24 protein-coding genes are annotated in these 24,666 nt (G+C 72.2%); 7 read left to right on the forward strand and 17 right to left on the reverse strand.

Going from position 1 to position 24,666, the window contains the following annotated elements; translation table 11 throughout:
* Positions 1-5: 5 nt before the first annotated feature.
* Positions 6-545, reverse strand: coding sequence for an RNA polymerase sigma factor (locus AB0M54_RS45635; protein WP_364479169.1), 540 nt, complete (start codon positions 543-545; stop codon positions 6-8).
* A 65-nt stretch (positions 546-610) separates the two neighbouring features.
* The gene (locus AB0M54_RS45640; RefSeq protein WP_364479172.1) at positions 611-2,038 is read right to left on the reverse strand and encodes an MFS transporter; all 1,428 of its coding nucleotides are present in this window, start codon (positions 2,036-2,038) and stop codon (positions 611-613) included.
* A gap of 78 nt (positions 2,039-2,116) precedes the next feature.
* Here AB0M54_RS45640 and AB0M54_RS45645 point away from each other — a divergent pair, with 78 nt between their 5' ends.
* Complete coding sequence (locus AB0M54_RS45645; protein ID WP_364479174.1) at positions 2,117-2,854, forward strand: TetR/AcrR family transcriptional regulator; 738 nt, start codon at positions 2,117-2,119, stop codon at positions 2,852-2,854.
* Between the two features lie 81 nt (positions 2,855-2,935).
* Here AB0M54_RS45645 and tuf read toward each other — a convergent pair whose 3' ends face one another.
* The 3 genes from tuf to AB0M54_RS45660 all read right to left on the reverse strand — a co-directional run bounded on the left by tuf (position 2,936) and on the right by AB0M54_RS45660 (position 6,872).
* On the reverse strand, positions 2,936-4,132 hold the full coding sequence (gene tuf / locus AB0M54_RS45650) for an elongation factor Tu (protein WP_364479177.1): 1,197 nt from the start codon (positions 4,130-4,132) through the stop codon (positions 2,936-2,938).
* A 251-nt stretch (positions 4,133-4,383) separates the two neighbouring features.
* Entirely contained in the window at positions 4,384-5,160 is a 777-nt protein-coding gene (locus AB0M54_RS45655) for a L,D-transpeptidase family protein (protein ID WP_364328611.1), read from the reverse strand.
* Positions 5,161-5,186: 26 nt separating this feature from the next.
* Positions 5,187-6,872, reverse strand: a complete 1,686-nt coding sequence (locus tag AB0M54_RS45660) for a protein kinase (protein WP_364479180.1) — start codon at positions 6,870-6,872, stop codon at positions 5,187-5,189.
* Positions 6,873-7,078: 206 nt separating this feature from the next.
* On the opposite strand from AB0M54_RS45660, the gene AB0M54_RS45665 reads away from it, so the two are divergent.
* A complete protein-coding gene (locus tag AB0M54_RS45665; RefSeq protein ID WP_364328617.1) occupies positions 7,079-9,130 on the forward strand; it encodes a response regulator in 2,052 nt (683 codons plus the stop codon).
* On the opposite strand, the gene AB0M54_RS45670 is transcribed toward AB0M54_RS45665, so the two are convergent.
* The 5 genes from AB0M54_RS45670 to AB0M54_RS45690 form a co-directional block, all read right to left on the reverse strand.
* Positions 9,066-9,509, reverse strand: coding sequence for a roadblock/LC7 domain-containing protein (locus tag AB0M54_RS45670; RefSeq protein WP_364328620.1), 444 nt, complete (start codon positions 9,507-9,509; stop codon positions 9,066-9,068). The two genes, AB0M54_RS45665 and AB0M54_RS45670, sit on opposite strands and share 65 nt — an antisense overlap.
* Before the next feature lie 16 nt (positions 9,510-9,525).
* On the reverse strand, positions 9,526-10,092 hold the full coding sequence (locus AB0M54_RS45675) for a hypothetical protein (RefSeq protein ID WP_364479183.1): 567 nt from the start codon (positions 10,090-10,092) through the stop codon (positions 9,526-9,528).
* A gap of 28 nt (positions 10,093-10,120) precedes the next feature.
* Positions 10,121-10,573 (reverse strand): hypothetical protein, encoded by a 453-nt coding sequence (locus tag AB0M54_RS45680; protein ID WP_364328626.1) that lies wholly within the window; start codon positions 10,571-10,573, stop codon positions 10,121-10,123.
* On the reverse strand, positions 10,570-10,947 hold the full coding sequence (locus AB0M54_RS45685) for a hypothetical protein (RefSeq protein WP_364328628.1): 378 nt from the start codon (positions 10,945-10,947) through the stop codon (positions 10,570-10,572). The genes AB0M54_RS45680 and AB0M54_RS45685 overlap by 4 nt, the downstream gene beginning before the upstream one ends.
* 271 nt (positions 10,948-11,218) lie before the next feature.
* Positions 11,219-12,157, reverse strand: coding sequence for a ribose-phosphate pyrophosphokinase (locus AB0M54_RS45690; RefSeq protein ID WP_364328631.1), 939 nt, complete (start codon positions 12,155-12,157; stop codon positions 11,219-11,221).
* Positions 12,158-12,212: 55 nt separating this feature from the next.
* Between AB0M54_RS45690 and AB0M54_RS45695 the strand changes: the two genes are divergently transcribed.
* Positions 12,213-13,040 (forward strand): ATP-binding cassette domain-containing protein, encoded by an 828-nt coding sequence (locus AB0M54_RS45695; RefSeq protein ID WP_364328634.1) that lies wholly within the window; start codon positions 12,213-12,215, stop codon positions 13,038-13,040.
* 4 nt (positions 13,041-13,044) lie between these two features.
* On the opposite strand, the gene AB0M54_RS45700 is transcribed toward AB0M54_RS45695, so the two are convergent.
* Positions 13,045-13,698 (reverse strand): ATP-binding cassette domain-containing protein, encoded by a 654-nt coding sequence (locus tag AB0M54_RS45700; protein WP_364479185.1) that lies wholly within the window; start codon positions 13,696-13,698, stop codon positions 13,045-13,047.
* Positions 13,699-13,748: 50 nt separating this feature from the next.
* On the opposite strand from AB0M54_RS45700, the gene AB0M54_RS45705 reads away from it, so the two are divergent.
* Positions 13,749-15,119: an Hsp70 family protein gene (locus AB0M54_RS45705; protein WP_364479188.1), complete on the forward strand. Its 1,371-nt coding sequence runs from the start codon at positions 13,749-13,751 to the stop codon at positions 15,117-15,119.
* Positions 15,120-15,126: 7 nt separating this feature from the next.
* The gene (locus AB0M54_RS45710) at positions 15,127-15,882 is read left to right on the forward strand and encodes a DUF6193 family natural product biosynthesis protein (RefSeq protein ID WP_364328643.1); all 756 of its coding nucleotides are present in this window, start codon (positions 15,127-15,129) and stop codon (positions 15,880-15,882) included.
* A gap of 146 nt (positions 15,883-16,028) precedes the next feature.
* Here AB0M54_RS45710 and AB0M54_RS45715 read toward each other — a convergent pair whose 3' ends face one another.
* Positions 16,029-17,084: an aldo/keto reductase gene (locus AB0M54_RS45715; RefSeq protein WP_364479191.1), complete on the reverse strand. Its 1,056-nt coding sequence runs from the start codon at positions 17,082-17,084 to the stop codon at positions 16,029-16,031.
* Between the two features lie 83 nt (positions 17,085-17,167).
* On the opposite strand from AB0M54_RS45715, the gene AB0M54_RS45720 reads away from it, so the two are divergent.
* Entirely contained in the window at positions 17,168-18,172 is a 1,005-nt protein-coding gene (locus AB0M54_RS45720; RefSeq protein WP_364479193.1) for a magnesium transporter CorA family protein, read from the forward strand.
* Between the two features lie 92 nt (positions 18,173-18,264).
* Here the strand turns inward: AB0M54_RS45720 and AB0M54_RS45725 are convergent, their stop codons facing one another.
* From AB0M54_RS45725 to AB0M54_RS45740, 4 genes are all read right to left on the reverse strand, one after another.
* On the reverse strand, positions 18,265-18,642 hold the full coding sequence (locus tag AB0M54_RS45725) for a hypothetical protein (RefSeq protein WP_364479196.1): 378 nt from the start codon (positions 18,640-18,642) through the stop codon (positions 18,265-18,267).
* 42 nt (positions 18,643-18,684) lie between these two features.
* Positions 18,685-20,229 (reverse strand): helicase HerA-like domain-containing protein, encoded by a 1,545-nt coding sequence (locus AB0M54_RS45730; RefSeq protein ID WP_364479199.1) that lies wholly within the window; start codon positions 20,227-20,229, stop codon positions 18,685-18,687.
* A gap of 9 nt (positions 20,230-20,238) precedes the next feature.
* Positions 20,239-22,467, reverse strand: coding sequence for a tetratricopeptide repeat protein (locus AB0M54_RS45735; protein WP_364479202.1), 2,229 nt, complete (start codon positions 22,465-22,467; stop codon positions 20,239-20,241).
* A gap of 347 nt (positions 22,468-22,814) precedes the next feature.
* Positions 22,815-23,270, reverse strand: a complete 456-nt coding sequence (locus tag AB0M54_RS45740) for a nitroreductase family deazaflavin-dependent oxidoreductase (protein ID WP_364328659.1) — start codon at positions 23,268-23,270, stop codon at positions 22,815-22,817.
* An 84-nt stretch (positions 23,271-23,354) separates the two neighbouring features.
* Here AB0M54_RS45740 and AB0M54_RS45745 point away from each other — a divergent pair, with 84 nt between their 5' ends.
* Complete coding sequence (locus AB0M54_RS45745) at positions 23,355-24,023, forward strand: TetR/AcrR family transcriptional regulator C-terminal domain-containing protein (RefSeq protein ID WP_364479205.1); 669 nt, start codon at positions 23,355-23,357, stop codon at positions 24,021-24,023.
* An 8-nt stretch (positions 24,024-24,031) separates the two neighbouring features.
* Here AB0M54_RS45745 and AB0M54_RS45750 read toward each other — a convergent pair.
* Positions 24,032-24,666: hypothetical protein (locus tag AB0M54_RS45750; RefSeq protein ID WP_364479208.1), on the reverse strand; the 635-nt coding region annotated here is incomplete at its 5' end.

The raw sequence follows: 24,666 nt of genomic DNA on the forward strand, positions 1-24,666 counted from the left end.
CCCCGTCATGCCAGCCGCTCCCGCATCTGGGCGCGGGCGCGCATCATCCGTGTCTTGACCGTGCCGGGCGGGATTCCGAGCAGCCGGGCCGCCTCGCGGGTCGTCAGTCCATCGAGGACGGTCGCCTGCACCACCGCCCGCAGCTCCGGCGACAGGCTCGCCAGGGCCGCGCCCACGTCGCCGTACTGGACGGCGAGCAGCACATGCTCCTCGGCCGAGGTCTCGACGCCGGCGAACTCGATCAGCTCCCCGGCCGGCGGCCGGGTCCGGCGCAGCGCGTCGACCAGGCGGCGGATGCCGATCCCCCAGATCCACGCGGCCACCTCGCCCCGGCGGTCCCATCGCCCGGCCGACCGCCAGACCGCCACGAACGTGTCCTGCACGACCTCGTCGAGCAGTTCCGGCGACGCGCACCGCCGCCCGAGCCGCACCAGCAGCCACGGCAGGTGTCGCCGGTACAGCTCGGCGAACGCCTCCCGGTCGCGGCCGGCGATCGCCGCGAGCAGCTGGGCATCGTCGCGCGGATCCGGCGGTCGCCTCAGCATGCTCGACCTCCCGGTCCCCGGCTCCCCTCCACATCCTGTTCGTCGTGGCGAGCGGGGTAAACGGTTCACACCAGCGACGGAGTTTCCACCCGCCGGCTCCGGACGATCCCCCAGCCCACCAGCGCGGCAGCCACCACGGTGAGGGTGAGGCCGGCGACCGTGACCGCCGCACGGAACTCCGCGGTCTGCTGCACGCTCCAGCCCCCGGCGGCGATGTCCCCGGTGAACAGGACGGCCAGGGTGGTGCCGGCGATGGCCAGGCCGGCGCCCGAGGTGACCTCGGTGGCGGTGTCGGTGAGCGCCACCCCGATGGTGGTCCGGTTCTCGGGGAGCCCGCGCAGCACGTTGACCCCGGCGACCACGCCGACCACGCGGAGCCCGGCCGCCACCAGCACGAGGGCGATCGCCACGAACACGTACCCGTAGTTGCTCAGCAGGCCGTAGACGGCGAGCCCGGCCACGACCGAGACGGCGCTGATCCACGCGGCCCGTTCCAGGCCGGCCCGCCGCACGAACGGGTTGACGAAGGCGCCGCCGGCGACGAGCACGATCACCTGCGGCAGCAGGCCGACGGCGGCGAGCGCGGGCGACCAGCCCCGATCGAGCTGGAGCTGGAGCGTCACCAGGTAGCCGAGGCTGGCCGTGGCCAGCCCGGCCGCGGCCTTGAAGGCGAGGCCGCTGGAGACCAGCGGGTGGGCCACGAGCTTGAGGTCGAGCAGCGGGTGGCGGGCCGAGCGCTCGCGGACGACGAAGAGGACCGCGCCGGCGACCGCGGCCGCGGTGGCCGCCCACGGGCGCCACGATCCGGCGCCGGCCTCGACGAACAGCGTCGGGGCGACCAGCGCGACCACGATCGTGACCGTGCCCAGCGCGGCGCCGGCCACGTCGACCGGGTCGCGGTGCAGGCCGGCCGGGTCGTCGGCGACGATGCCGACCCGGACCCCGATGATCGCGAGCACCGCGATCGGCACGTTGGCCAGCAGCAGGACCTGCCACGGCGCCACCGCGAGGACCAGGCCACCGGCGGTCGGGCCGATGGCCAGGCCGACCAGCCCGACGGTGGAGATCAGGTTGATCGCGCGAACCCGCAGGCCGTCCTCGGCGAAGAGCCGGAAGGCCAGGGCCATCGAACCGGGCGTGGTCATCGCGGCCGCCACGCCCATCGCCACCCGGACGGCGATGAGCTGCTCGGCGGTGGTGACGAAGGCGGTCGCCAGGCTCGCGACGGCCAGCAGGACCAGCCCGATGAGCATGATCTTCCGCCGGCCGGCCCGGTCGGCCAGCGCGCCGAAGGCCAGCATCAGCCCGCCGAACACGACCGCGTAGGCGCCGGTCACCCACTGGAGCGCGGTGGTCGAGGCGTGCAGCTCGCGACCGATGGTCGGCAGCGCGACGTTCAGGATCGAGTTGTCCAGCATCTCGAACAGGAACACCGCGCTCAGCCCGGCCAGGGCGGGCCACGCCTCCCGCAACGAGCTGGGTTGAGCGACCACGAGCCACCTCCGGGAGATTCATACGAACGCTGTTCCTATACGTTAGAACACCGTTCCCCTTGCGTGTAAAGTGGGCGCATGGCTCGATCTCCCCACCAGCGGCGTAACGCGCGTCACCAACAGCTCCCGGCTCCGGCCGAGAAGACGCCGGCGGCGGTCCGGCGCGGCCCGTCCGGCGGCACCAAGAAGCCGATCACGGTCGACGCCATCGTCGAGGCCGCGTTCCAGCTGATCGCCGAGGAGGGGTATGACGCCCTGACGATGCGCCGGCTGGCCGGCGCGCTCGAGACCGGTCCCGCCTCGCTCTACGCCCACGTGGTCAACAAGGACGACCTGGGCGAGCTGCTGATCGGCCGGCTCTGCACCCGCGTCGAGCTGCCCGAGCCCGACCCGGCGACCTGGCGTGACCAGCTCGCCGGGGCCTGCGCCCGCCTTCGCGACGAATACCTGCGCTACCCGGGCATCACCCGGGCGACCCTGGCGGTCGCGCCGACCAACCTCGAGACGCTGCGGCTCAGCGAGGGCCTGCTGGCGATCCTGCTGGCCGGTGGGGTGGCCCCGCAGACGGCGGCCTGGGCGCTGGACGCCCTCACGCTCTACGTCAACGCGTACTGCCTGGAGCTCTCGCTCCGGGATGCCCGCCGCGCCGGCCCGGACGACGCCTGGGTGGTCAGCCGCGACGAGCTGAGAAGCCGCTTCGCCGCCCTGCCCGACGGCTTCCCGCAGACCAAGCGCTACGCGGCCGAGCTGACCGCGGGCGACGGCCACGACCGCTTCGACTTCACCGTCGACCTGATGATCAAAGGGGTCGGCTGAGCCGAACAAGCAAAGCTGAGCCGAACAAGCAAAGAAGTCGGCCCGGGTCCGATGAGGACCCGGGCCGCGAACGGTGAAGCGTCAGTCGAGCAGCTCGGTGACCGTGCCGGCGGCGACCGTGTGGCCGCCCTCACGAACCGCGAAGCCGAGCCCGACCGTCATCGGCACCTCCTTGCCCAGGTGGACCGTGACCGAGCCGGAGTCGCCCGGCAGCATCATGTCGATGCCGGGCGCGAGCTCGATCGACCCCGAGACGTCGGTGGTGCGGAAGAAGAACTGCGGCCGGTAGTTCGCCACGAACGGCGTGTGGCGGCCACCCTCCTCCTTCGTCAGCGCGTACAGGTTGGCCCGGAACTCCCGGTGCGGCGTGACCGAACCGGGCACCGCGACCACCTGGCCGCGCTGCACCTGCTCGCGCCGGACGCCGCGCAGCAGCACCGCCGCGTTGTCACCGGCCTCGGCCGTGGGCAGCGACTTCCCGAACGTCTCCAGCCCGGTCGCCACTGTGGCCACCGTCGGGCCGAGACCGACCACCTCGACCGGCTCGCCGACCCGCAGCGTGCCGCGCTCCACCTTGCCGGTGACCACGGTGCCGCGTCCGCTGATGGTGAGCACGTTCTCGATCGGCATCAGGAACGGCTCCTCCAGCGAGCGCTCGGGCACCGGCACGTAGGCGTCCACCGCGTCGAGCAGGTCCACGATGGACCGCTCCCAGCGGGGGTCGCCCTCGAGCGCCTTGAGCGCGCTGACCCGGACCACCGGCACCTCGTCGCCGGGGAACCCGTACTCGGACAGCAGCTCGCGGACCTCGAGCTCGATCAGGTCGAGCAGCTCGGCGTCGGCGGCGGCGACCGCGTCGCTCTTGTTGAGCGCGACGACCAGCCACGGCACGCCGACCCGCTGGGCGAGCAGCACGTGCTCACGGGTCTGCGGCATGGCGCCGTCCTGCGCCGAGACCACCAGGATCGCGCCGTCCACCTGGGCGGCGCCGGTGATCATGTTCTTCACGTAGTCGGCGTGTCCGGGCATGTCGACGTGGGCGTAGTGACGGCCGGCGGTCTCGTACTCGACGTGGGCGATGTTGATCGTGATGCCCCGCTGCGCCTCCTCCGGCGCCTTGTCGATGCCCTCGAACGCCACGAACCGGTTGGTTGCCGGGTCGCGGTCGGCGAGAACCTTGGTGATCGCGGCGGTCAGGGTGGTCTTCCCGTGGTCGACGTGTCCCATCGTGCCGATGTTCAGGTGCGGCTTGGTGCGCACGAATTGGCTCTTGGCCATGATGTGTCCTCACTGGATGCGAGAAACGAAAAGGCATTCTTCGGTACGCGGTGACGGGTGCCCACCCCGCCTGCGTCAGAACCGAGCAGCGCTCAGCGACCCGTCCCCGGGTTCTGCTGCCGCTGGGGACGGGTCAGATTCGCGAATCGTAGAGATCACACGCGGGAGCGGCCGCGAAGAGCGGCAGCTGCAGACCGGGCGCGAACATGATGATCACGGTAGGCGGTAACGCCGTACCCGTCGAATGTATTTCAGGCCTTGCCGATGCTCGCCTCGGGCGCCATCACGATGCGCGGCTTCTTGGCCGGGTCGAGCCACTTGAGCACGGCGATCATGTTGGTGCGGGAGATCGAGACGCAGCCGGCGGTGGAGCCCTTGCCGTTGATGTGCAGGAAGATCGCCGACCCGCGCCGGACGTCGACCGGCTTGCTGGTGACGTACTCGCCGTAGGTGGCGTTGTAGCTGAGCGAGTTGTTGGCCGGGCGGTTGAAGTCGATGACCGCGGCGTACTCGTACTGCGTGGGGTAGGCGGCGATCCGCTCGGCCTCGCTGGTGCGCCAGGTGCGCTTGGGCGACATCGAGGGCTGGAAGATGTTGTACGTCTTCGCGTCCTTGTTGTCGCCGACCCAGTAGTCGTTGCTGTCCGCCGGCCGGTAGAAGATCTTGGTGCCGGGGTTGGCCTTGAGCCCGAACGCCGTGGTGATCGGGAACGTGCCGGCGGGGCTCGTGCCGGTGTCCTGCTTCCGCACGTTGTACCAGGCCCAGCCCGCGTAGCCGTTGCGGGCGGGCATCGCCGCGAACCGCTCGGTCCAGGTGCCGTCGGCCCCGAGCTGGTAGGTGCGCAGCGTCGAGTAGGTCGACGGGATCGACTGGCCGGTGACCACCACGAGCTGCTTGGCGTCGCCGACGTGGGCCAGCCGGGTCGGGTGGTAGATGGGCACGGCGGCGGCGAAGGCCTGCTGGGTCACGACCACGCCCGCGGCGCCGAGCAGGGCCGCGGCGGCGATCACCACCAGTGACTTCTTCATCGCCGGGCACTCTATCGCGCGCCGGCTCAGAACGTGAACCCTTCTCCGGACGCCTGCCCGTTGTTCACCCTCCCCTCCCGGGAGAACGACCAGGTCATGCGGATGGTGTAGGTGTGACCGCGAGTGGCGGACGCGGTCCGGGGTCCACAGTCCTGGGTCGTGTCGTCCTCGGTGAAGATCAGGTTCGAGCAGGTGTACGGTCCGGCCACGGTCCGCCCGTTCTCGACCAGGGCGACGGAGACGCGGGCGGTCCCGCCCGCGCGCGCGGTGAGCGAGGCGGACATCTGCACCCGGTCGCCGACCGACTGGCACGGCTTGGCCACCAGCGGGTTGGTCATGTTCAGCGAGACGACCTGACGGCAGGTCCACGGCCCGTACGGGCGGGCCTCCGGCTGCGGCGCCCGGGTCCTCGCCGGTTTCGTGACGGTCGGGCGTACCGCCCCGGGTTTGTCACCGGCCGCGACCGGCGCGGCCCGATCGACCACCGCGCCGGTCCGGCGCGCCGCGGCCGGCTGGGTCGCCGCGACCTTGGCCCGCGCGGCCGGCGAAGCGGACGGCACCGACCGGGCCGACGCCGGGATCGGCGGCGCGGCGATCATCTGGACGTCTTGCGCGTCCGCCCCCGAGCGGGACACGTGCCAGGCGGTGGTGGCCACGCCCGAGGCGAGCATGGTGCCGGCCAGCACGGTGAGCACCGTCCCGGGCCGCCGCCACCGCCAGCTCCGCGGCTTGTTGTGCGGGCGCTTCGGAACGCGCGGGGCGGGGACCACGCTGTGCTGGAGCGAGTTGGGCCGCGGCTGCTGCGGCAGGACCGGCGGGGCGGGCAGCCGCGGTGAGCCGGACACCGCGCGGGCGACGTCGGACAGCTCGCCGACCAGTTCCTCGGCGCTCGGGCGCAGCCGTGGCTTCTGCTCGAGACACGACTCGATCACGTCCCAGAGCTGGTCCGGGATGCCGTCCGGGCGCTCCGGGCCGCCGGCCAGGTGCCGCTGCATCAGCTCGTGCACCGAGTCGCCGCTGTAGGGCGGGCGGCCGGTGACCATCTCGTAGAGCACGATGCCGAGCGCGTAGATGTCGGCCGCCGGGCTCGCCACCGACCCGTGGAACGCCTCGGGCGACATGTAGTGCGGAGTGCCGACGACCGCGTTCGGGGTGGTGATCGAGGGCATGGTGAGGACCCGGGCGATGCCGAAGTCGGTCAGCCGGGTCTCCAGCCGGTCGTTCTCGGTCTGCAGCAGGATGTTGTCCGGCTTGAGGTCGCGGTGGATCACGTTGAGGCCGTGCGCCTCGGCCAGGGCGGCGGCCAGCTGACCGCCCAGCCGGGCCGCCTCGCCGGCCGCGACCGTGTGGTGCTCGCGCAGGTGGTCGCGGAGGCTGCCGCCGGCCACCAGGTCCATCACCAGGCCCAGCGACTCGCCCACGCTGAACAGGTCGCGGACCCGGACCACGTTGCGGTGCCGCAGCATCATCAGGATGGTCCGCTCCTGCACGAAGCGGGTGACCAGCTTGGGCTGCCGCAGCAGGCTCTCGTGCAGCAGCTTGACCGCGACCGGTTCGCCCGAGGCCCGGTCCACGCCTCGCCACACCGTTCCCGTGGCGCCCTGGCCGATCGGCCGGACGAGGATGTACGAGCTGCCGACGCACCGCCCGCTCAGATCCAGCGTCGAGGCGCCGTCGGGCAGGCTGCTGCTGCTCGTGGGATCCTGGTCCACCCGGAGGTTCCTTCCCGCCGCCGACGATTCGCCCAGAGATCCTGCTGTTTGTCCAGATCACTTCTCAACCTGGCGTGCCCGAGTTCGCACCTGACGGACGAGTCGCGTGGCACCCGTACCGATAATCGGCCTGGATCGTTCGGCCGAATGGTTGCATTCCGCCCGAACCGCCCGCACCGCCGCCCGAATCGCCCGATCATTGCGGCATGGGTGTGATGGCTTATCCGCTTCGGTACGCGCTCGCCGACCTCGCCTTGGCGCTGAGCCGGGCGGCCGAGGACGAGGCCGAGGTGCGGGCCACCGCCGCCCGGGCCGCGGCCGACATGATCGGTGACGGCGCCGGTGTCCAACTGCTCGGTGACGACGGCCGGTACGACGGGATCACGTTCCACCATCCCGACGTGGACCGCGGCGGCACCCTCCAACGGGCCCTGGACATGCGGGGCAAGCTGCCCGAGGACGACTTCTCGACCACGCTGGCGGCCAGCCGCCGGCCGGTGGTGCTGGCCGCGGACGGGCGGGAGCCGCTCCCCCAGTTCTCGACCGGCATTCACGCGGTCGTGCTGTGCCCGATCATCGTCGACAACACGTACGCGGGCTATCTGATCCTGACCCGCGGCGAGGTCGGCTCGTTCTACGCCCAGGCCGAGGTCGAGCTGGCCCGGGACATCGCCGGCGAGCTGAGCCTGGCGCTCTCCTCGGCCCGGGCCCGCGAGCGCCTCAAGGCCAGCGAGGCGAAGTACCGCCGGGTGCTGGAGACGATCCCCGAGGGTGTGCTCCAGCTCGACATCGAGGGCGTGGCGACCTACGCCAACGAGCCGATCGGCGTGGTCCTCGGGCTGCCGCGGCACCAGCTGGTGGGCACGTCGCTGCGGGGCTTCCTGGACGACCAGGGCCAGAAGGAGCTGAGCCGGCGGCTGGCCGAGTGCAAGGCGGGCCGGTCCACGGTCGGCGCCACCCGGCTGATCCGCGCGGACGGCTCGCACCGCAGCGTACGCGTGAGCATGATGCCGTTGATCGATGAGTGCGGGCACTACTCGGGCGTCGTCTGCATGGTCACCGACACCACCGACCACATCGACGCGCGCGGCCTCAAGCGCCAGCTCGACCACCTGCGCCGGCTGGACAGCCTGGGCCAGCTGATCGGCGGCATCTCGCACGACTTCAACAACCTGCTGACCGTGGTGGCCGGATCGGCCGACATGATCGCCTCGACCACCGCCGAGGGGTCACCCCAGCACCAGATGGCCCAGGACATCATGGCCGCGGTGAACACCGGGCGCAGCCTGACCCATCAGCTGCTCGCGTTCGGGCGTACCGAGGGGAACCGGCCCGAGATCATCCCGATCCCGGACCTGCTCACCGACGTGCAGAGCCTGTTCTCCCGCACGCTCGGCGAGCACATCGGCCTCGACCTGGCCTTCGGGCCGGACGTGTGGCCGATCCGGGCCGAGCGCGGGCCGCTCGAGCAGGCCCTGGTCAACCTGGCCGCGAACGCCCGGGACGCGATGCTGCGCGGCGGCATGCTGCGGGTGGCCGCGATGAACGAGGTGGTGCTGCCGGGCCAGCTGGCCGAGGGCGCGCCGACCGGCAAGCTGGTGCACATGGTCATCACCGACACCGGCGTCGGGATGAGCGACGAGACCCGCCGGCGGGCGCTGGAGCCGTTCTTCACCACCCGGCCCACCGCGGCCGGGCTGGGGCTGGCCACCACGGCCGGCATCGTGCAGGGCATCGGCGGGCACATCGTGCTGGAGTCCGAGCCGCGGATGGGCACCACGGTGCACCTCTACCTGCCGGCGGCCGAGGAGCGTCCGGCCTCGGCCATCGACCGGCAGACCACGCCCTCGGTCATCGGCCGGGTGCTGATCGTCGAGGACCAGCCCGAGGTGGCGCAGCTGGTGCAGCGGCTGATCGAGCCGGCCGGATACGCCATCACGGTGGCCACCGACGCGCTGATGGCGGTCACCCAGGTGGCCGCCGGCGAGCACCCGGACCTGCTGATCACCGACGTGGTGATGCCCACGATGACCGGCCCGGAGCTGGCCAACGCGCTCCGCACCCACCAGCCCGACCTGCCGGTGCTCTACATGTCCGGGTACACCGCGGCGTCCCTGGGCCCGCAGCTCAACCTGGACGCCAACAGCATGCTGATCGAGAAGCCGTTCACCCGCTCGACGCTGCTGGGCGCGATCAAGAGTCTGTGCGGCCCGCAGCCTCCGCGGGAAGCCAGTCATCCGCGTCCTGAACCGTCCTGATCTCCAGGTGCTTGGCCAGCTTGGCGGTGGTCTGGCGCGCTTCCAGGTGCAGGCGGGCGATGTTCAGGCCGTCGTCGCCGACGACCGCCAGCAGGGCGAGCTCGCCGACCGCGTACACGGCCATGTAGCCCTTCTGGTTGCGGATCGTGCACTCGTGGAAGCCGCCCTGGTGCAGGGCGCCGCCACAGGTCCGGCTGATGCCGTGCGCGCCGGCGGCCAGCGCGGCCAGGTCGTGCGGCTCGGCGGTGGACATCGTGTCGTGCAGGATCAGCAGGCCGTCCACGCCGGCTACGACGCACCCCTGCACACCGGTCACCGCGTGCCGGAGATTCGCCAGCTCGGCACGGGCGGACTTGAACGGGTCGTGGGGGGTCTGCACGGTTGCTCCCGGGAGTTCAGAGTTGTCTCAGGGTTCCGATGATCCGGTCGAGCACCGTCTCATCGTTCACGTACGGCTGCCCGACCAGTTCCAGCCAGCCCGGCGGGACCAGGTCGTCGCGTTCCTGGAAGGCGGCCGCGGGCAGACCGTTCCTGGGCCGCCGGGGAAGGACCGAGCCGTTCGGCCGCCGAGGCTCGGCCTTTCCCGCCACCGGCGGGCCGGACTCCGGCGCGGCCAGGTACCGGTCGGTGAGCACCTTGAACTCGCGCCGGGCGAGGGCCAGGTTGGCCGCGCCCCGGCTGAGCGTCAGGTGGGCGACCTGCGTGCCACCGACCTCCGGGTCGAGCACCCGGAGGACGTGGAACGCCGATGTGGTGGTAAGCAGGATGTCGCCCAGCTCGTCGTCCGGATCGACCAGCCGGACCAGCGTGACGGCCGCGCCGGCCAGCGCGCCCGCGGCGACCGCGTCGTCGCCGTCGGGTTCGTGACCGCCGGCCCACCAGGACGCCGCCGCGTCCCGGATGGAGAAGACCGCCACCGAGAGGGCTCCGCCGATCTCGAGCGCCAGCTCCAGCGGCTGCATGGGTGTCCGTCCGTTGGTTCCGAGCCGGTCAGGCGAAATCGGCGTCCATCTGCTTCATGACCACGCGGGCCTGGGCGAACAGCATGCCGATGTTCGACACCCGCTTGCACACGATCACCGCGACCAGGTCCTGGTGCCGGTTGCTCCGCAGGAACAGGTGGACCAGGTCGTCGCTGTTGACCAGCATCTCCTGGAAGTAGTGCCGGTCGCTCGGCGCGTGGCGCTCGGCGAAGACGTCCCGGATGATCGACACGTTCCGGCCCTGGAAGAGGTCGAACGTGGCCGCCGCGAGCAGGTCGAGCTGCTCGTCCGGCTGCTGGTCGTCCAGCGTGTCCACGGCCAGCAGCATCCCGGTGGACATGTCCACCAGCGCCGCCGTGATGGCCTCCGGAACCTGGTTCCGGAACGTCCGCACGGTGTCGGTGACGACCTGCGACATGCTGCGCTCGGTCGTGACCGGCTTCTCGTCGACGGTGGTCATACGTCGAGGTCGGCTTCGATCTTGCGGAGCTGGTGGCGGGCCAGACCGAGGTTGGCGCGGCTCTTGCTGAGCGCGAGGTAGAGGAAGAGCGCGTCGCCGGCGCCCTTGCGGGTCGGGATCAGCCGGATCAGGTGGTACTGGCTGTCCAGCGTGATCAGGATGTCCTCGATGTCCTCGCCGAGGCCCAGCATCTCGACCGCGCGCATCTTGGCCCGGACGACGTCCGTGTTGCCGGCCGCCGCGACGTTCATGTCCATCGTCGGCGAGCCGCCGATGACGCCCAGCGTCAGACCGCTGGTGTAGTCCACGAGAGCCACGCCGATCGCGCCCTCGATGGCCATCGCTTCCTTGAGTGAGGTCTCGATGTTGGCCACTTGTCGTTCCTCCGTGGTGTGTCGAGGCCCCGGTCCGGCCGACCGTCCCCCGCCGAGGTGGTCGTACCGGAGCTCTGCGGATCTTGCCGTCGACGAGCGTGACACAGGTTCACTCGAAAGGGGACCACTGAGCTGGGATTACGGGGAGGATCGGCTGATCATCGGTGGGTACTCAGTCCGATTGATGGAAATTGCATCAGGCTGGACTATGGACACGGTGCGTGCCCGAGGAGTAACCGCACGGTGACGGGATTGTCCGGGTATGCCAGGCTCAGGCGAACAGCGCGCTGACCGATTCGCCGTTGTGGATGCGGCGCATCGCCTCGGCCAGCGGCGCCGCCACCGACAGAACGGTCAGCTTGTCGGAGTGCTTCGAGCGCGGGATCGGCACGGTGTTCGTACACACGATCTCCTCGACGTCCTTCTCCGCGCTCAGCCGCTCGATCGCGTCGCCGGTGAACAGGCCGTGCGTGCAGGCCACCCGGACACTGCGGATGTTGCGCTCGCGGAGCCGGCCCAGCAGCTCGAAGACCGTGCTGCCCTTGGCGATCTCGTCGTCCAGCACGATCACGTCCCGGTCGGTCACCTCGCCGATCACCGAGCTGATCACCACCTTGTCGTCGGCGAAGCGCTGCTTGGCCCCGGCCGCCACGTCGATGCCGAGCATCCGGGCGAAGGTGGCCGCCTCCTTGGCGTTGCCCAGGTCGGGCGAGACCACCACGGTGTTGCTCAGGTCGTAGCCGCGGAAGTGGTCGGCCAGCTCGCGCAGCGCGTGCAGGTGGTCGACCGGGATGCTGAAGAAGCCGTGCACCTGCGGCGAGTGGAGGGTCATGGCCAGGATCCGGTCGGCGCCGGCCTGGTTCAGGAGGTCGGCGACCAGGCGGCCGCCGATGGAGATGCGCGGGGCGTCCTTCTTGTCACTGCGGGCGTACGCGTAGTGCGGCAGCACCACGGTGATCCGCCCGGCCGACGCACCCCGGGCCGCGTCCAACATGAACAGCAGCTCGACCAGGTTCTCCTGGGTCGGCGGCACGAGCGGCTGGATCAGGAACACGTCACGTTCCCGGCAGTTCCCCTGGAGCTGCACCTCGATGCAGTCGTTGGCGAATCGGGACACCCGCGTCCCGAGCAGGGGCACCCCCAGGTGGTGGCAGATCTCGGCGGCCAGGTCGGGATGGGCACTTCCGCTGAAAACGGCGATGTCACGCACGGGCACCACCCTAAGCGGGCGCCTTCCGACACGGACGGGCGACTATCGTGATCGCATGAACGGGCTGGCTGTGGCTTGTCGCCGCGTTGTGCACATCTACCGCGCCGAGGCGGGTGACGTGGTGGCGCTGGCCGGTGTCGACCTGTCCATCGCGCCCGGCGAGACGCTGGCGCTGGTCGGGCCCTCCGGCTCCGGCAAGTCGACGCTGATCGCGCTGCTGGCCGGGCTGATGCGGCCGTCGGCCGGGCGGATCAACATCGGCACGTACGACATGGGCAAGCTCTCCGACGCCGAGGTGTCCCGGTTGCGCGGCACCGAGATCGGGGTGGTGCTCCAGGGCGCGGCGCGCAACCTGCTGCCCTACGTGTCCCTGCACCGCAACATCTGGCTGGCCCAGCGGCGGGCGGCACACACCCGCGGCATCGAGCTGGACGACCCCGACCGCATCCTCGACCTGGTCGGGCTGCCCGGCCAGGGCCGCGCCCGGCTCGACGACCTCACCCCGGGCGGGCGGCAGCGGGCCGCGCTCGCCGTGGGCATCGCCGCCGGGCCCGGGCTGCTGCTGGTCGACGAGCCGACCAGCCGGCTCGACACCAAGGGCCGCGACGAGGTGCTCGCCGCGATGGAGACGGTCAACCGGGAACGGCAGACCACCATCGTGGTGGTGACCCACGACAACGAGGTGGGCGCCCGGCTCGGCCGCGCGGTCACCATCCGGGACGGCCGGGTCGGCGCCGAGGGCCGCGACGGTCAAGACTTCGCCGTGGTGGCCGGCGACGGCACCGTGCAACTGCCGCCGGACGTGCTGGGGTCGTACCCGCCGGGCACGCTCTTCACCGTGCAGCACGTCGACGGCGAGGTCACGCTCGTACCCGGTTCCTAGTTCTCTAGGAACGCACCCAGGTCGCCTCGCCGTCGAGCAGGTGCAGCTCGCGGTCGCCGAGGGCGGCCGCCTCCGGGTCGTGGGTGGCCAGCACGACCGCGGCCCCCCGCGCCGCCTCCGACCTGAGCATGTCCATCACCTTCTGCCGGTTGGTCGCGTCCAGCTCGCTGGTGACCTCGTCGGCGAGCAGCACGTCGCCGCGCAGCGCCAGGCCGCGGGCGATGGCCGTACGCTGCTGCTGACCGCCGGACAGCTCCTCGATGAGCTGGTCGCCGTGCCCGGACAGGCCGACCCGGTCGAGCGCCTCGGCGGTGAGCCGCCGCGCCTCGGCCGGGGTGCCGCCGGTGGCGATCACCGCGACCGCGATGTTCTCGGCCGCGGTGAGAATCGCGGCCAGCCCGTTGTCCTGCGGGATCAGCACCACGCCGAGCGCGACCGCCTGATCGCGGTCGGTCAGTGCCGCGTCGTCGACCAGAACCTTGCCCGCGGCGGGCGTGAGCAGACCGGCCATGGCGGCCAGCAGCGTGGTCTTGCCGGCGCCGGACGGGCCGGTGACCGCGAGGATCTCGCCCGGACCGACCGCGACCGACACGTCGCGCAGCACCGGGTCGCCCGAGCCGTAGCCGATCGACGCGTCCTCGACCCTGAGCGTCCTCATCGGATGTCTCCCCCTCGCCCGTCCGGATCTCGGGGAGCATACTTCCCTTGATGGACTACGCACTGGGTGTCGACCTGGGCACCACCCATATCGCCGCGGCCGTCAACCTCGACGGGCGGATCGAGGTGGTGCAGCTCGGCGACCGCCACAAGGAGATGCCGGCGCTCATCCACCTGGCCGAAGACGGCCGGATGACGGTCGGCGACGGCGCCGGGCGCCAGGGCCGCACCGACCCGTCCCGGCTGGTCCGTGAGGTCAAGCGCCGGATGGGCGACCCGGTGTCGATCCTGGTCGGCGGGGCCCCGTTCTCCGCGCACGCGCTGCTCGGCCGGTTGCTCAAACACGTCGTCCAGACCGTCACCACGCTGTACGGCGGGCCGCCGGCGCACGTCGTCGTGACCCATCCGGCGAACTGGGGTCCGTACAAGCGCGAGCAGCTCGAGCAGGTCTTTCTGGCGGCCGGGCTGACCGGCGTGCGGACGCTCACCGAGCCCGAGGCGGCGGCCCTGCACCACGCGGCCGGCAAGCGCATCGCCCCCGGCGAGCTGATCGCCGTGTACGACCTGGGCGGCGGCACGTTCGACGCGGCGGTGCTGCGGCGCACCGAGGACGGGTACGAGATGCCCGGCCCGCCCAGCGGCATCGAGCAGCTCGGCGGCATGGACTTCGACGAGGCCGTCTTCGCTCACGTCACCCAGGTCCTCGGTCCGGAGGCGACCGACCGCGGCGATCCCGACTTCGAGGCGGCCATCGCCCGGCTGCGGCGCGACTGCGTGGAGGGCAAGGAGTCGCTGTCCTTCGACACCGAGGTGCAGATCCCGGTGGCGCTGCCCGGTTTCCACACGCGGGTGCGGATGACCCGGGCCGAGTTCGAGGCCGCCGTCGCGCCGGCGCTGACCGACACGGTCGAGGCGCTGGGCCGTGCGATCCGCGGCGCCGGCGTTTCCGCCGACGACATCTCGATGGTCCTGCTGAGCGGGGGATCGTCGCGCATCCCGCTGGTCACCCAACTGCTGACCGCCGGGTACGGACGACCGGTCGCGCAGGACCCGCACCCCGAGCACAGCATCGCCATGGGCGCCGCTCTCGTGGCCGGCGTCCCTCCGGCTCCCACCATTTCTCCTGAGACACCGGTCCTCGGCGAGCCGTCTCCTGAGGCGCCGGTCCTCGGCGAGCCCAGGCCTCCCCTGCCGAAGGCGACCGTGCGGGCGACCGCGCGCTCAGGCGAGACCACCCAGGAGTTCGCCCTCACCGGTCCGCCGGCCGCGGAGCCCGGCCCCGACGAGTTCCGCCGCCGCCAACGGATAGCGCTGATCGCCGCGATCGTCATCGTGCTGATCGGCGCGATCGGCGGTGTGGCCCTGGCGTTGGAGGGCCGCGACGAGGTCCGCCCGGCCGGCAGCACCACCGTCACCCGGTAGCCGGCCGATGGCGGACGCACCGGATCCCTACCTGTATCCCGAGGTCGCCGCGGCCGGTGACCTCGCCACCCTCCTGCAGACGGAGTTCGACGCCGCCCACGCGCCGCTGCGGGCCCAGCGCCCGGCCTCGCCCGGCTGGGCGCGGGTGAGCGCCGAGACGCACGCCGCCGACCGGTCCGCGTCCGTCGTGATGGCCATGCACGAGCGGGCGTTCCTGCTCCAGTTCTGGATGCGCGGCGTGCAGATGGCTCAGGGCAGCGCGACCGGCATCGCCGACGCGGCCGCCGCGACCTGGATGTTCCTGTCCGGCGCCCCGGTCCGGCGGCTGGCCTCGGTGTGGCCGTTCGTCACGTTCAGCGGCTTCGCCGAGGCCTTCGAGCGGGGCGAGTCGGCGGCCATCGCCTACCGCTGGCAGGAATACCTCGACATCTCGTCGACCCGCTCCCTGCACCTGCTCGACCTGCACGCCTTCCTGACGGCGGCCGCGGCCGAGCCCCGGCTGCGCGCGCTGTTCCCCTTCACCAGCCACATCGACCTGGGCTTCCGCCGCTCGATCGGCGACCCCCGGGACAGCGCCCTGGCCTGGGTCCGCCCGCACGGCGAGGGCCGCTACCTGGTCACCGGCCCCGACCGCGACCGGCTGGGCAAGCCGGGCCCGATCCGCCGACCCGACCTCGGCCCGGTGTCCGGCGCCCTGGGCCCGGCCGACCCGGTGGCCACCGTGGCCCTGGTGCTGATGGCCATGACAAATTCCCGCGGATGAACGCCGTGGGGTCTTCTAGGGTGACCACGCACGCGGAATGAAGGGTGCGCGGCTCTGTTCTGGCCGCCCCGCGGCCTTGGAGCCGCGCACCCGGCCTCGGCGGGAGCTGCGGTCAGCACCACCCACCCAGGTGCGACATCGTGGATCTACTTGTCGAGGAACGGCGCGATCTGGGTGAGGTCGGCCGGGCTCAACCGGTCGGCGCTGGTGTTGCGCTGGTGCCAGAACGGGTAGCGGAGCGGCGAACCGCTGACGTCGTCGAGGGCGGCCACCTCGTCGGCGGTCAGCTCGAGGTCGGCCGCGCCCAGGCTGTCGCGGAGCTGCTCGGGCGTGCGCGCGCCGACGATCAGGGACGTGACGCCGGGCTTGCTGAGCAGCCAGGCCAGCGACACCCGGGCCGCGGACACGCCATGGGCCTCGCCGATCTGGACGGCCTTCTCGATCGTGTCGTAGAGCTTGTCCTCGTCGTGGACCGGCGGCTCGTCCCAGTCGGTGAGATGGCGGCTGCCTTCCGGCGCGTCGACGCCGCGGCGGTACTTGCCGGAGAGCAGGCCGCCGGCCAGCGGGCTCCAGACCAGCACGCCGAGGCCCTGGTCGACGGTCAGCGGGATGTGCTCGGCCTCGATGTCCCGGTTCTGCAGGCTGTAGAACATCTGCTGGCTGACGAACCGCTCCAGGTGGCGGGCGTCGCTGACCGCGAGCGCCTTCATCAGCTGCCACGCGGCGAAGTTGGAACAGCCGATGTAGCGCACCTTGCCGCTGCGGACCAGGTCGTTCAGCGCGCCCAGGGTCTCCTCGAGCGGGGTGTGACCGTCCCACTCGTGCACCTGGTAGAGGTCGATGTAGTCGGTCTTGAGCCGGCGCAGGCTGGCCTCGGCCGCGCGGATGACGTGGTGACGGGACAGGCCGGCGTCGTTCGGGCCGTCACCCATCGGCATCCGCACCTTGGTGGCGACCAGCCAGTCGTCGCGCTTGTCGCCGAGCGCCTCGCCCAGGATCTCCTCGGACCAGCCGGTCGAGTAGACGTCGGCGGTGTCGATCAGGTTGACGCCGAAGTCCTTGGCCACCGCGATCTGCTCGCGCGCCCCGGCCACGTCGATCTTGCCGACGTTGGCGGCGAACCCGGTGCCGCCGAACCCCATCGTGCCGAGCGTGAACGTCGAGACCCGGAGACCGGATCGTCCCAGTTGCCGATACTGCATGTGTTCCCACACCCTTTCGTCTTCTCCCTGAACCCTTACCCTCCGCCGAGCCACTGTCCACCGAACCGGGTAAGACTTCAGGTGTGACCACCACGACTTCCGGCCCGCCCGCCACCACCCGGCTCTACCAGGCCGGCAAGGTGGTCGAGGAGGGCTTCCCGCCGGAGCGCATCCCCGACCTGCTGCGCGAGCACCCCGGCGCGGTGCTCTGGCTGGACCTGCTCGACCCCGAGGCGCCCGACCTGGCCGAGGCGCAGAAGATCTTCGGGCTGCACCCGCTGGCCGTCGAGGACGCCGTCCAGGACCACGAGCGCCCCAAGCTCGACCGCTACCCGGAGCACCTGTTCCTCAACCTCTACCAGGTTCGGGTGCAGACCGCCCCGCCGTCGCTGCGCAAGACCGAGATCAGCGCCTTCATCCTGGAGAACGCGCTGATCACCGTGCACAAGCAGCCGGGCGACCTGGCCGCGCTGACCGCCCGCTGGGACCTCGACGCCGAGACGCTCGGCGCCGACAGCGGCGTCGCCTTCCTGGTCTACGGCCTGCTCGACGTGGTGATGGACGCCCAGCTGGACGGCGCCCAGAAGCTCGACCGGGCGATGGACGGCGTCGAGGACACCCTGCTCGAGGAGGGCGGCGCGCCCCGCGCGGTGCGGGCCAAGGGCTTCGCGCTGCGGCGCACCCTGGCCATGCTCCAGCGCGGCGTCGCCCCCATGCCCGGCATCGTCGCCGAGCTCCTCGACATCGGCGCCCACCTGCGGCTTTCCGACCAGCTCAAGCCCTACCTGCGCGACGTGCAGGACCACGCCCAGCACGCCGCGGAGACCACCGAGATGGCCCGCGAACGCATCAACGGCCTGCTCGACGCCGACCTCAACGAGCAGAGCAACGCCCTCAACGACATCACCAAGAAACTGGCGGCGTGGGCGGCGATCATCGCGGTGCCGACGGCGGTGACCGGCTATTTCGGCCAGAACGTGCCGTACCCGTCCTCGGGCACCTGGGTGGGGGTGGTGGCGAGCGCGGTCCTGATGCTGGGCGCGGCCGGTTCGCTCATCTACACCTTCAAGAAGAAGAACTGGCTCTGACGATCACCATCAAATTCTGGAGGTCGTAGCGGGGTGGGTGGCGCCGACCGTCGCTCCCGCCGAGGGTCGCTCCGCTCCACCGGCGTGCGTGGTCACCCTCGAGAACCCCGGAACCACGCCCGTGCCGCCGCGGCATTCACCAGCAGCGCGTAGACCACCGGCCAGACCAGCCCACCGATCGCGGTGGCCAGGTCACCGGTGACGAGCTGGTAGACGCTCTGCACCACCCCGGCCAGGGAGAGGACCAGAATCGTCGGCCGCGCCCAGGGCCGGGCGCGCTGGACGGCCCGGGCGAGCACCAGGTAGAGCACCCCGAGCAGCAGGGACACCCCGGCCAGCCACGCCCCGGACACCAGCCCCGCGATCGAGAACAACACTGACAACGCGCCGCCGACGACCAGCAGGATCGCCAAGGCCTGAATGACCCCGGGCGCCCGCCGTCCGTCACCGTCATGATCGAAGCTGAACACGGCGACGAGTATGGCCCGTGCCCGCCCGGACCGCTGCCCCGCCTAGCGACGGCGTTTGGCGGCTCCGAAGATCGAGCGGACGATCTCGCGGCCGGCGGCCGTGGCGGCGGTCTTGAGGGCGTTGCGGACCGTCGCGTTGCTGAGCGCCTTCTCCAGGAACGACTTGTCGGCCTTCTTCGGAGGAGCCGGGGCCGGAGCCGGGGCCGGAGCCGCCGGAGGGGCGGCCGGTGGCGGGACGGCCACCTTGGCCAGGAGCATCTCGTAGGCCGACTCGCGGTCGATGCGGGCGGCGTAGCGGGCGTTCAGCGCCGACCCGGAGACGATGCCGGTCGCCACGGACGGGTCGACCTGGGCCATCAGGGAGCGCGGCGGAGGCAGCCGGGTCCACGCCACCGGGGTGGGGGCGCCCCGCTCGGACAGCACGGTCACGATCGCCTCGCCGGTGCCGAGCTTGGTGAGCACCTCGGCCAGGTCGTACCCGGACCTGGGGAAGGTCGAGACGGTCGCCTTGAGGGCCTTGGCGTCCTCGGGGGTGTAGGCCCGCAGGGCGTGCTGGACCCGGTTGCCGAGCTGGGCCAGCACGTCGCCGTGCACGTCCTTGGGGGTCTGGGTGACGAAGAAGATGCCGACGCCCTTGGAGCGGATCAGCCGGACGGTCTGGGTGATCGCGCTCAGGAACTCCTTGGACGCGTCCTTGAACAGCAGGTGGGCCTCGTCGAAGAAGAACACCAGCTTGGGCTGGTCGACGTCGCCGACCTCGGGCAGGTCCTGGAACAGGTCGGCCAGGAACCACATCAGGAACGTGGCGAACAGCTCGGGGCGGTTCTGCAGGCTGGGCAGCTCGAGGATGCTGACCACGCCGCGGCCGTCGGGGGCCACGCGCATGAAGTCGCGGGTGTCGAACTCGGTCTCGCCGAAGAAGTCCTCGGCGCCGGCGTCGGCGAACGCGATCAGCTCACGCAGGATCACCCCGGCGGTGGCCTTGGAGAGCCCGCCCAGCTCGGCCAGTTCGGCCGCGCCGGCCGACGAGGTCAGGTGTTGGATGACGGCGCGCAGGTCGGCCAGGTCGAGCAGCGGCAGCGCCTGCTTGTCGGCGAAGTGGAAGACCAGGCCCAGGCTGGACTCCTGGACGTCGTTGAGGCCCAGCACCCGGGACAGCAGCAGCGGACCGAACGAGGTGATGGTCGCGCGGACCGGCACGCCGGTGCCGTGGCCGCCGAGGGCGAAAAGTTCCACGGGGTACGAGGCCGGGCTCCAGTCGTACCCGATGTCCTTGGCCCTGGAACTGATCTTGTCGTTGACCCCACCGGGCGCGGCCATGCCGGACAGGTCGCCCTTGATGTCGGCCAGGAACACCGGGACGCCGGCCGCCGACAGCTGCTCGGCCAGGCCCTGGAGCGTCTTGGTCTTGCCGGTGCCGGTCGCGCCGGCCACCAGCCCGTGCCGGTTGACCATGGCGAGCGGGATGCGCACCTTGGCCGTCGGGTCGCCGGCGCCGTCCGGGCCCACCAGCGCGCCGAGTTCCAGGGCCGGACCGGTGAACGCGTAACCCGCGCGTACCTCGGCCGGAATGTCGATGTCCGCCATGGCAGCAACCTAACGCCTGGAGCGGCCGGCGCGAAGCCTGGCCAGGTTGCGTTCCACCTCCTCGGCGGCGTGCGAGCCGATCTCGCGGTAGATGTCGAGCGCCTCCTGCCAGCAGCGGCCGGCCTCGTCGGCGTGGCCCAGGTCGTGGTGGGCGGCGCCGGCGTGGCTGAGCACCTCGGCCTCGTGGAAGCGGTCGCCGGAGGCGTGGAACAGCGCGGCCGACCGCTCGTACATGGTGGCGGCCAGCGCGACCTCGCCCCGCGCCTCGTACGCCACGGCCAGGCTGTCGGTGGTCGCGGCCTGGCCGTTCAGGTCGCCGCCGGCCTCCTGGATGGCCAGCGCCTCGCGGCAGTTGACGATGGTCTCGTCGTAGTCGCCCATGTTCGCCGCGACCCAGCCGACCGCGTTCAACGCCCGGGCCAGGCCGGCGCGGTAGCCGGCCCGGCGGTAGAGCTCGACCGCCCGCCGGGAGTGCCCGATCGCGTCGGCCGGCCGGTCGGACTGCAGGCAGATCTCGCTCAGGTTGTGTTCGGCCTGCGCCTCGCCGAGCAGGTCGCCCAGGCCGGCGTAGAGGTCGCGGGCGGTGCGCATGCCCTCGTCGGCCTCGGCCAGCCGCCCGGTGCGGGAGTCGGCGCGGGCCAGCAGGCGGCGGGCGGTGGCCTGGCCGAGGAGGTCGCCGGAGCGGGTCGCGGAGCCGAGCGCCAGCCGTTGCAGCGGCCCGCTCTCGGACCAGCGGGCGCCGGGCGCGTAGAAACAGACGAGGTACGCCGCCAGCCGCCACGGGTAGGCGTCGGCCCCGGTGTCGGCGGCGTCCCGCAGGATGCCGGGCAGCACCCGGTCTTCCTCGGTGAACCAGGCTGTCGCCTCGGCCTGGGTCATCGGCGGGGCGGCGGTCGCGGCCGGCATCGGAACCTTGAGCCACTGCGGCTGGAGCGCGTCCCCCGCCGCGCACGCGTGCCGCAGGTAGTGGTCGTACATGCGGAGCCGGGCCGCGGTCAGGTCGCCGGGGTCCTCGGCGCTGCGCGCCAGTTCGCTCGCGTACGCCCGGAGCAGGTCGTGGAACGCGAAGCGGCCGGGCCGATGCTGGGCCAGCAGATGGAGCCGGGTCAGCTCGGCCAGCAGCGGCGCCGCCTCGGCCTCGGGCAGGTCGGCCAGCGCGGCCGCGGCGGTCACCGTCAGGTCGGGCCCGGGGTGGAGCCCGAGCAGCCGGAACAGCCGCCGCGCCTCCTTCGAGCAGGCCAGATAGGACCAGCTGAAGACGCGCCGCACGTCGCCGTCGGCCAGCGCGTCGAGCGGCCCGGCCGGCGCCCGCAGCTCGGCCGCGAAGGTGGACAGCGGGAACCCGGGGTGGGTGGCGATGCGGGCCGCGGCGATGGTCAGGGCCAGCGGCAGCCGGGCCGTGTACGCGATGATCTCGGCCGCCGCGTCCGGCTCGGCCGCCACCCGGGCGGCGCCGGCCCGAGCGGTGAGCAGCGCGTACGCCTCCGCCTCGGACAGCACGTCGAGCATCACCGGCCGGGCGCCCTGGGCGGCGACCAGCCCGGCCATCCGGTCGCGGCTGGTCACCACGACCGCGCAGCCGCCGGCCGCGGGCAGCAGCGGGCGCACCTGCTCCTCGTCGCGGGCGTTGTCGAGGACCACGAGCACCCGCTTGTCGCCGAGCACGGTGCGGTAGAGGGCGGCCCGCTCGTCGAGGGTGCCCGGGACCCGGCCCGGCGGCACGTCCAGCGCCTGGAGGAACGCACGCAGCACATCGGACGGATCGGCCACCGACTCGGCGGCGTCGAAGCCGCGCAGGTTCACGTAGAGCTGGCCGTCCGGGTAGTCGTCGCGGACCCGGTGGGCCCAGTGCAGGGCCAGCGCAGTCTTGCCGACCCCGGCCATCCCGGCCACCGCGGACAGCACCACGGTGGCGGGCCGGTCGCCGGAGCCGCCGACCACGTCGTCCAACCGGGACAGCTCGCCGGAGCGGCCGGAGAAGTCGGCGATGTCGAGCGGCAGCTGCCGTGGCCCGCGGGCCGGGGCCTCGGCGTCGGCCGAGCGCAGGAACCGCTCGCGGCCGGCGCCCCTCAGGCGGAACGCGTCGGCCAGCAGGCGTACCGTGCTGACCCGGGGCCGGGCCACCCGCCCCGCCTCGAGATCGCGGATCCCGCGCACGCTGATTCCGGTTCTGGCGGCCAGTTCTTCCTGGGTGAGCCCTGCTTCTCGCCGGAGTTCCGCCACCGATCGGCCGAACACCCATCCACCTCCGCCGTTCCGTTCCCCCGTGAACCTGTCAGCCTACGGCTTCGGAGCGTTTCGCAACTGCCGGTCAACTGCCGGTCGGTTTCCTGGCCGGTGCGGGGGTTCATTGGCGAAAGTAGAACCCGGAACTCGGTCGTGCCCGCCCGGCCACTGGGGTTCGACGTCGTCAGGTGCGCGCGCGTGCGCCAGAACGGGGGGATGACGTCGCCCTGGTCGAACGGGGCCCTGGGCGGGCACGGCCGGGCGTCGTGCGCCGAGTCGAGCAGCCGCGCCGCGTCTGTCCCCCCGTTCCGGCCGGCGCGGCTGCTCCCACCCCCCGCGATCACGCCCACCCCCCGCGATCACGCCGGCGGCCCCAGCAGCACCACGGCCGTCTCCCGGCCTCGCCTGGCGGCGAGCGCGTCCAGTTCGCCGTACCCGGAGGAGCCCCGCAGGGTCGCCCACAGGCGCTCGCGGTCGGCGCCGGTGGCCTCGCGGGCGTGGACCACGCGCCGGCCGCCGGCCAGGTCGACCGTCGCCTCCGGCCGCGCCTGGAGGTTGAGCCACCAGCCCGGGTCGGGCCGCGCCCAGCCGTTCATGGCCAGGGTGACCAGGTTCTCGCCGTCCTCGATGTAGCCGAGCACGACCGCCCGCGGCTTGCCCGACCGCCGGCCGACGGTGTGCAGCCGGAGCATCCCGAACCTGCCGTCCTTGGTCGGGGTGGACAGACCCAGCCGGTCCCTGGTGAGGCCGAGCAGCGCCTTGTGCGCGACCCAGGCGGTGCGGATGAACCATCGTGGCGGCAGCGTGCTGACCATGGCGTCTCCTTGTTCTACGGTGTAGGTCTACACCGTAGGGCACACGCGCCACGCGAGGGAAGAGGAAGAAAGTAAGCTCGCGAGGTGCCACGACGTTCCGCCTCCGGGTCCGCCGCCCGCGCCAACTCCCGGCTCAGCCGGGAAAGCATCGTCACGGCGGCCGTCGACCTGGCCGACCGCGAGGGCCTCGACGGCCTGAGCATGCGCCGGCTGGCCCAGCAGCTCGGGGTCGACGCGATGTCGATCTACTACCACCTGCCGGACAAGAACGCCCTGCTCACCGCGATGACCGACGCCGTGGTCGCCGAGATCGAGCCGCCGGCCCCCACCGACGCGCCCTGGACCGAGGAGCTCCGCGCGCTGATCATGGCGGCCCGGCAGGCGATGGCCCGGCACCCGTGGGCGGCCCGCGTCCTCGAACAGCGACAGGATCCGTCGCCGGCGGTGATGCTGCACATCGAGCGGGTGCTGGGCGTGATGCGGCGCGGCGGCTGCTCGATCGACCTCGGCCACCACGCCATCCACCTGCTGGGCAGCCGCATCCTCGGCTTCAGCCAGGACCTCTTCGACGACACCCCGGCCGCGGCGGCGCCACCACCGGAGCAGTTCGCGGCCACCATGCCCCACATCGCCGAGCTGGCCGCCGCGGTGTCGCACGACGGCCCGCTGGGCGGCTGCGACGACGACATCGAGTTCGCCTTCGCCCTGGACGTGCTGCTCGACGGCCTGGAACGCCGCCGGGCCGGGTTGTAGGCCTGGCCTCAGGAGGGCTGGGGCGTCGGGGCGAGCGCCTTGCACGCCTCGCGGGCCTTCGTCAGGGCCGCGTCGTCCGGCGCCGGCGAACCCTCACCGAGCGTCGCGCCGTTCTCCTGCAGGCAGTTCCGGTACGCCGGGGACATCTGGCCGCGCCCGCCTCGCCCGTTGCCGCCGCTGCCCGGCCCGAAGCTCGGCCGCACCGACGCGCACGCCGCCTGCGCCTTCTCCCAGGTGGCGTCGTCGACCCCCTCGGGCTTGCCCCCGACGCCGCCGCCACCCGGCCGAGGCTGGCCGGAGGGCCGGGGCTCACCGGACGGCCGCGCGTCGCGGGAGGGCCGGGCATCACCGGACGGCCGGGTGATCGTGACACCGTTTTTCTGCAGGCACTCGAAGTACGCGTTCATCCCCTCGCCGCCCGGGCCGCCCCGGCCGCCGGTCGTGGGCGCCTGGTCGCCGCCGCCGCAGGCCGCCGCGCCGAACAGCATTGTCAGGGAAGCAAGGACCAGTCCGGTGCGGTGCAGCGTCACGATCGACTCCTCTAAGCTCTTGACTCGGGCGGTGGGCCGGCTGCCGGCGGGGCAGATCACCCCGAGCACGCGTACGGTGTCGGGCTTGATCTCCTCGCCCGGCTGGACCAGCG

The organism is Actinoplanes sp. NPDC051470 (genome assembly GCF_040682035.1).
Lineage (GTDB): Bacteria > Actinomycetota > Actinomycetes > Mycobacteriales > Micromonosporaceae > Actinoplanes.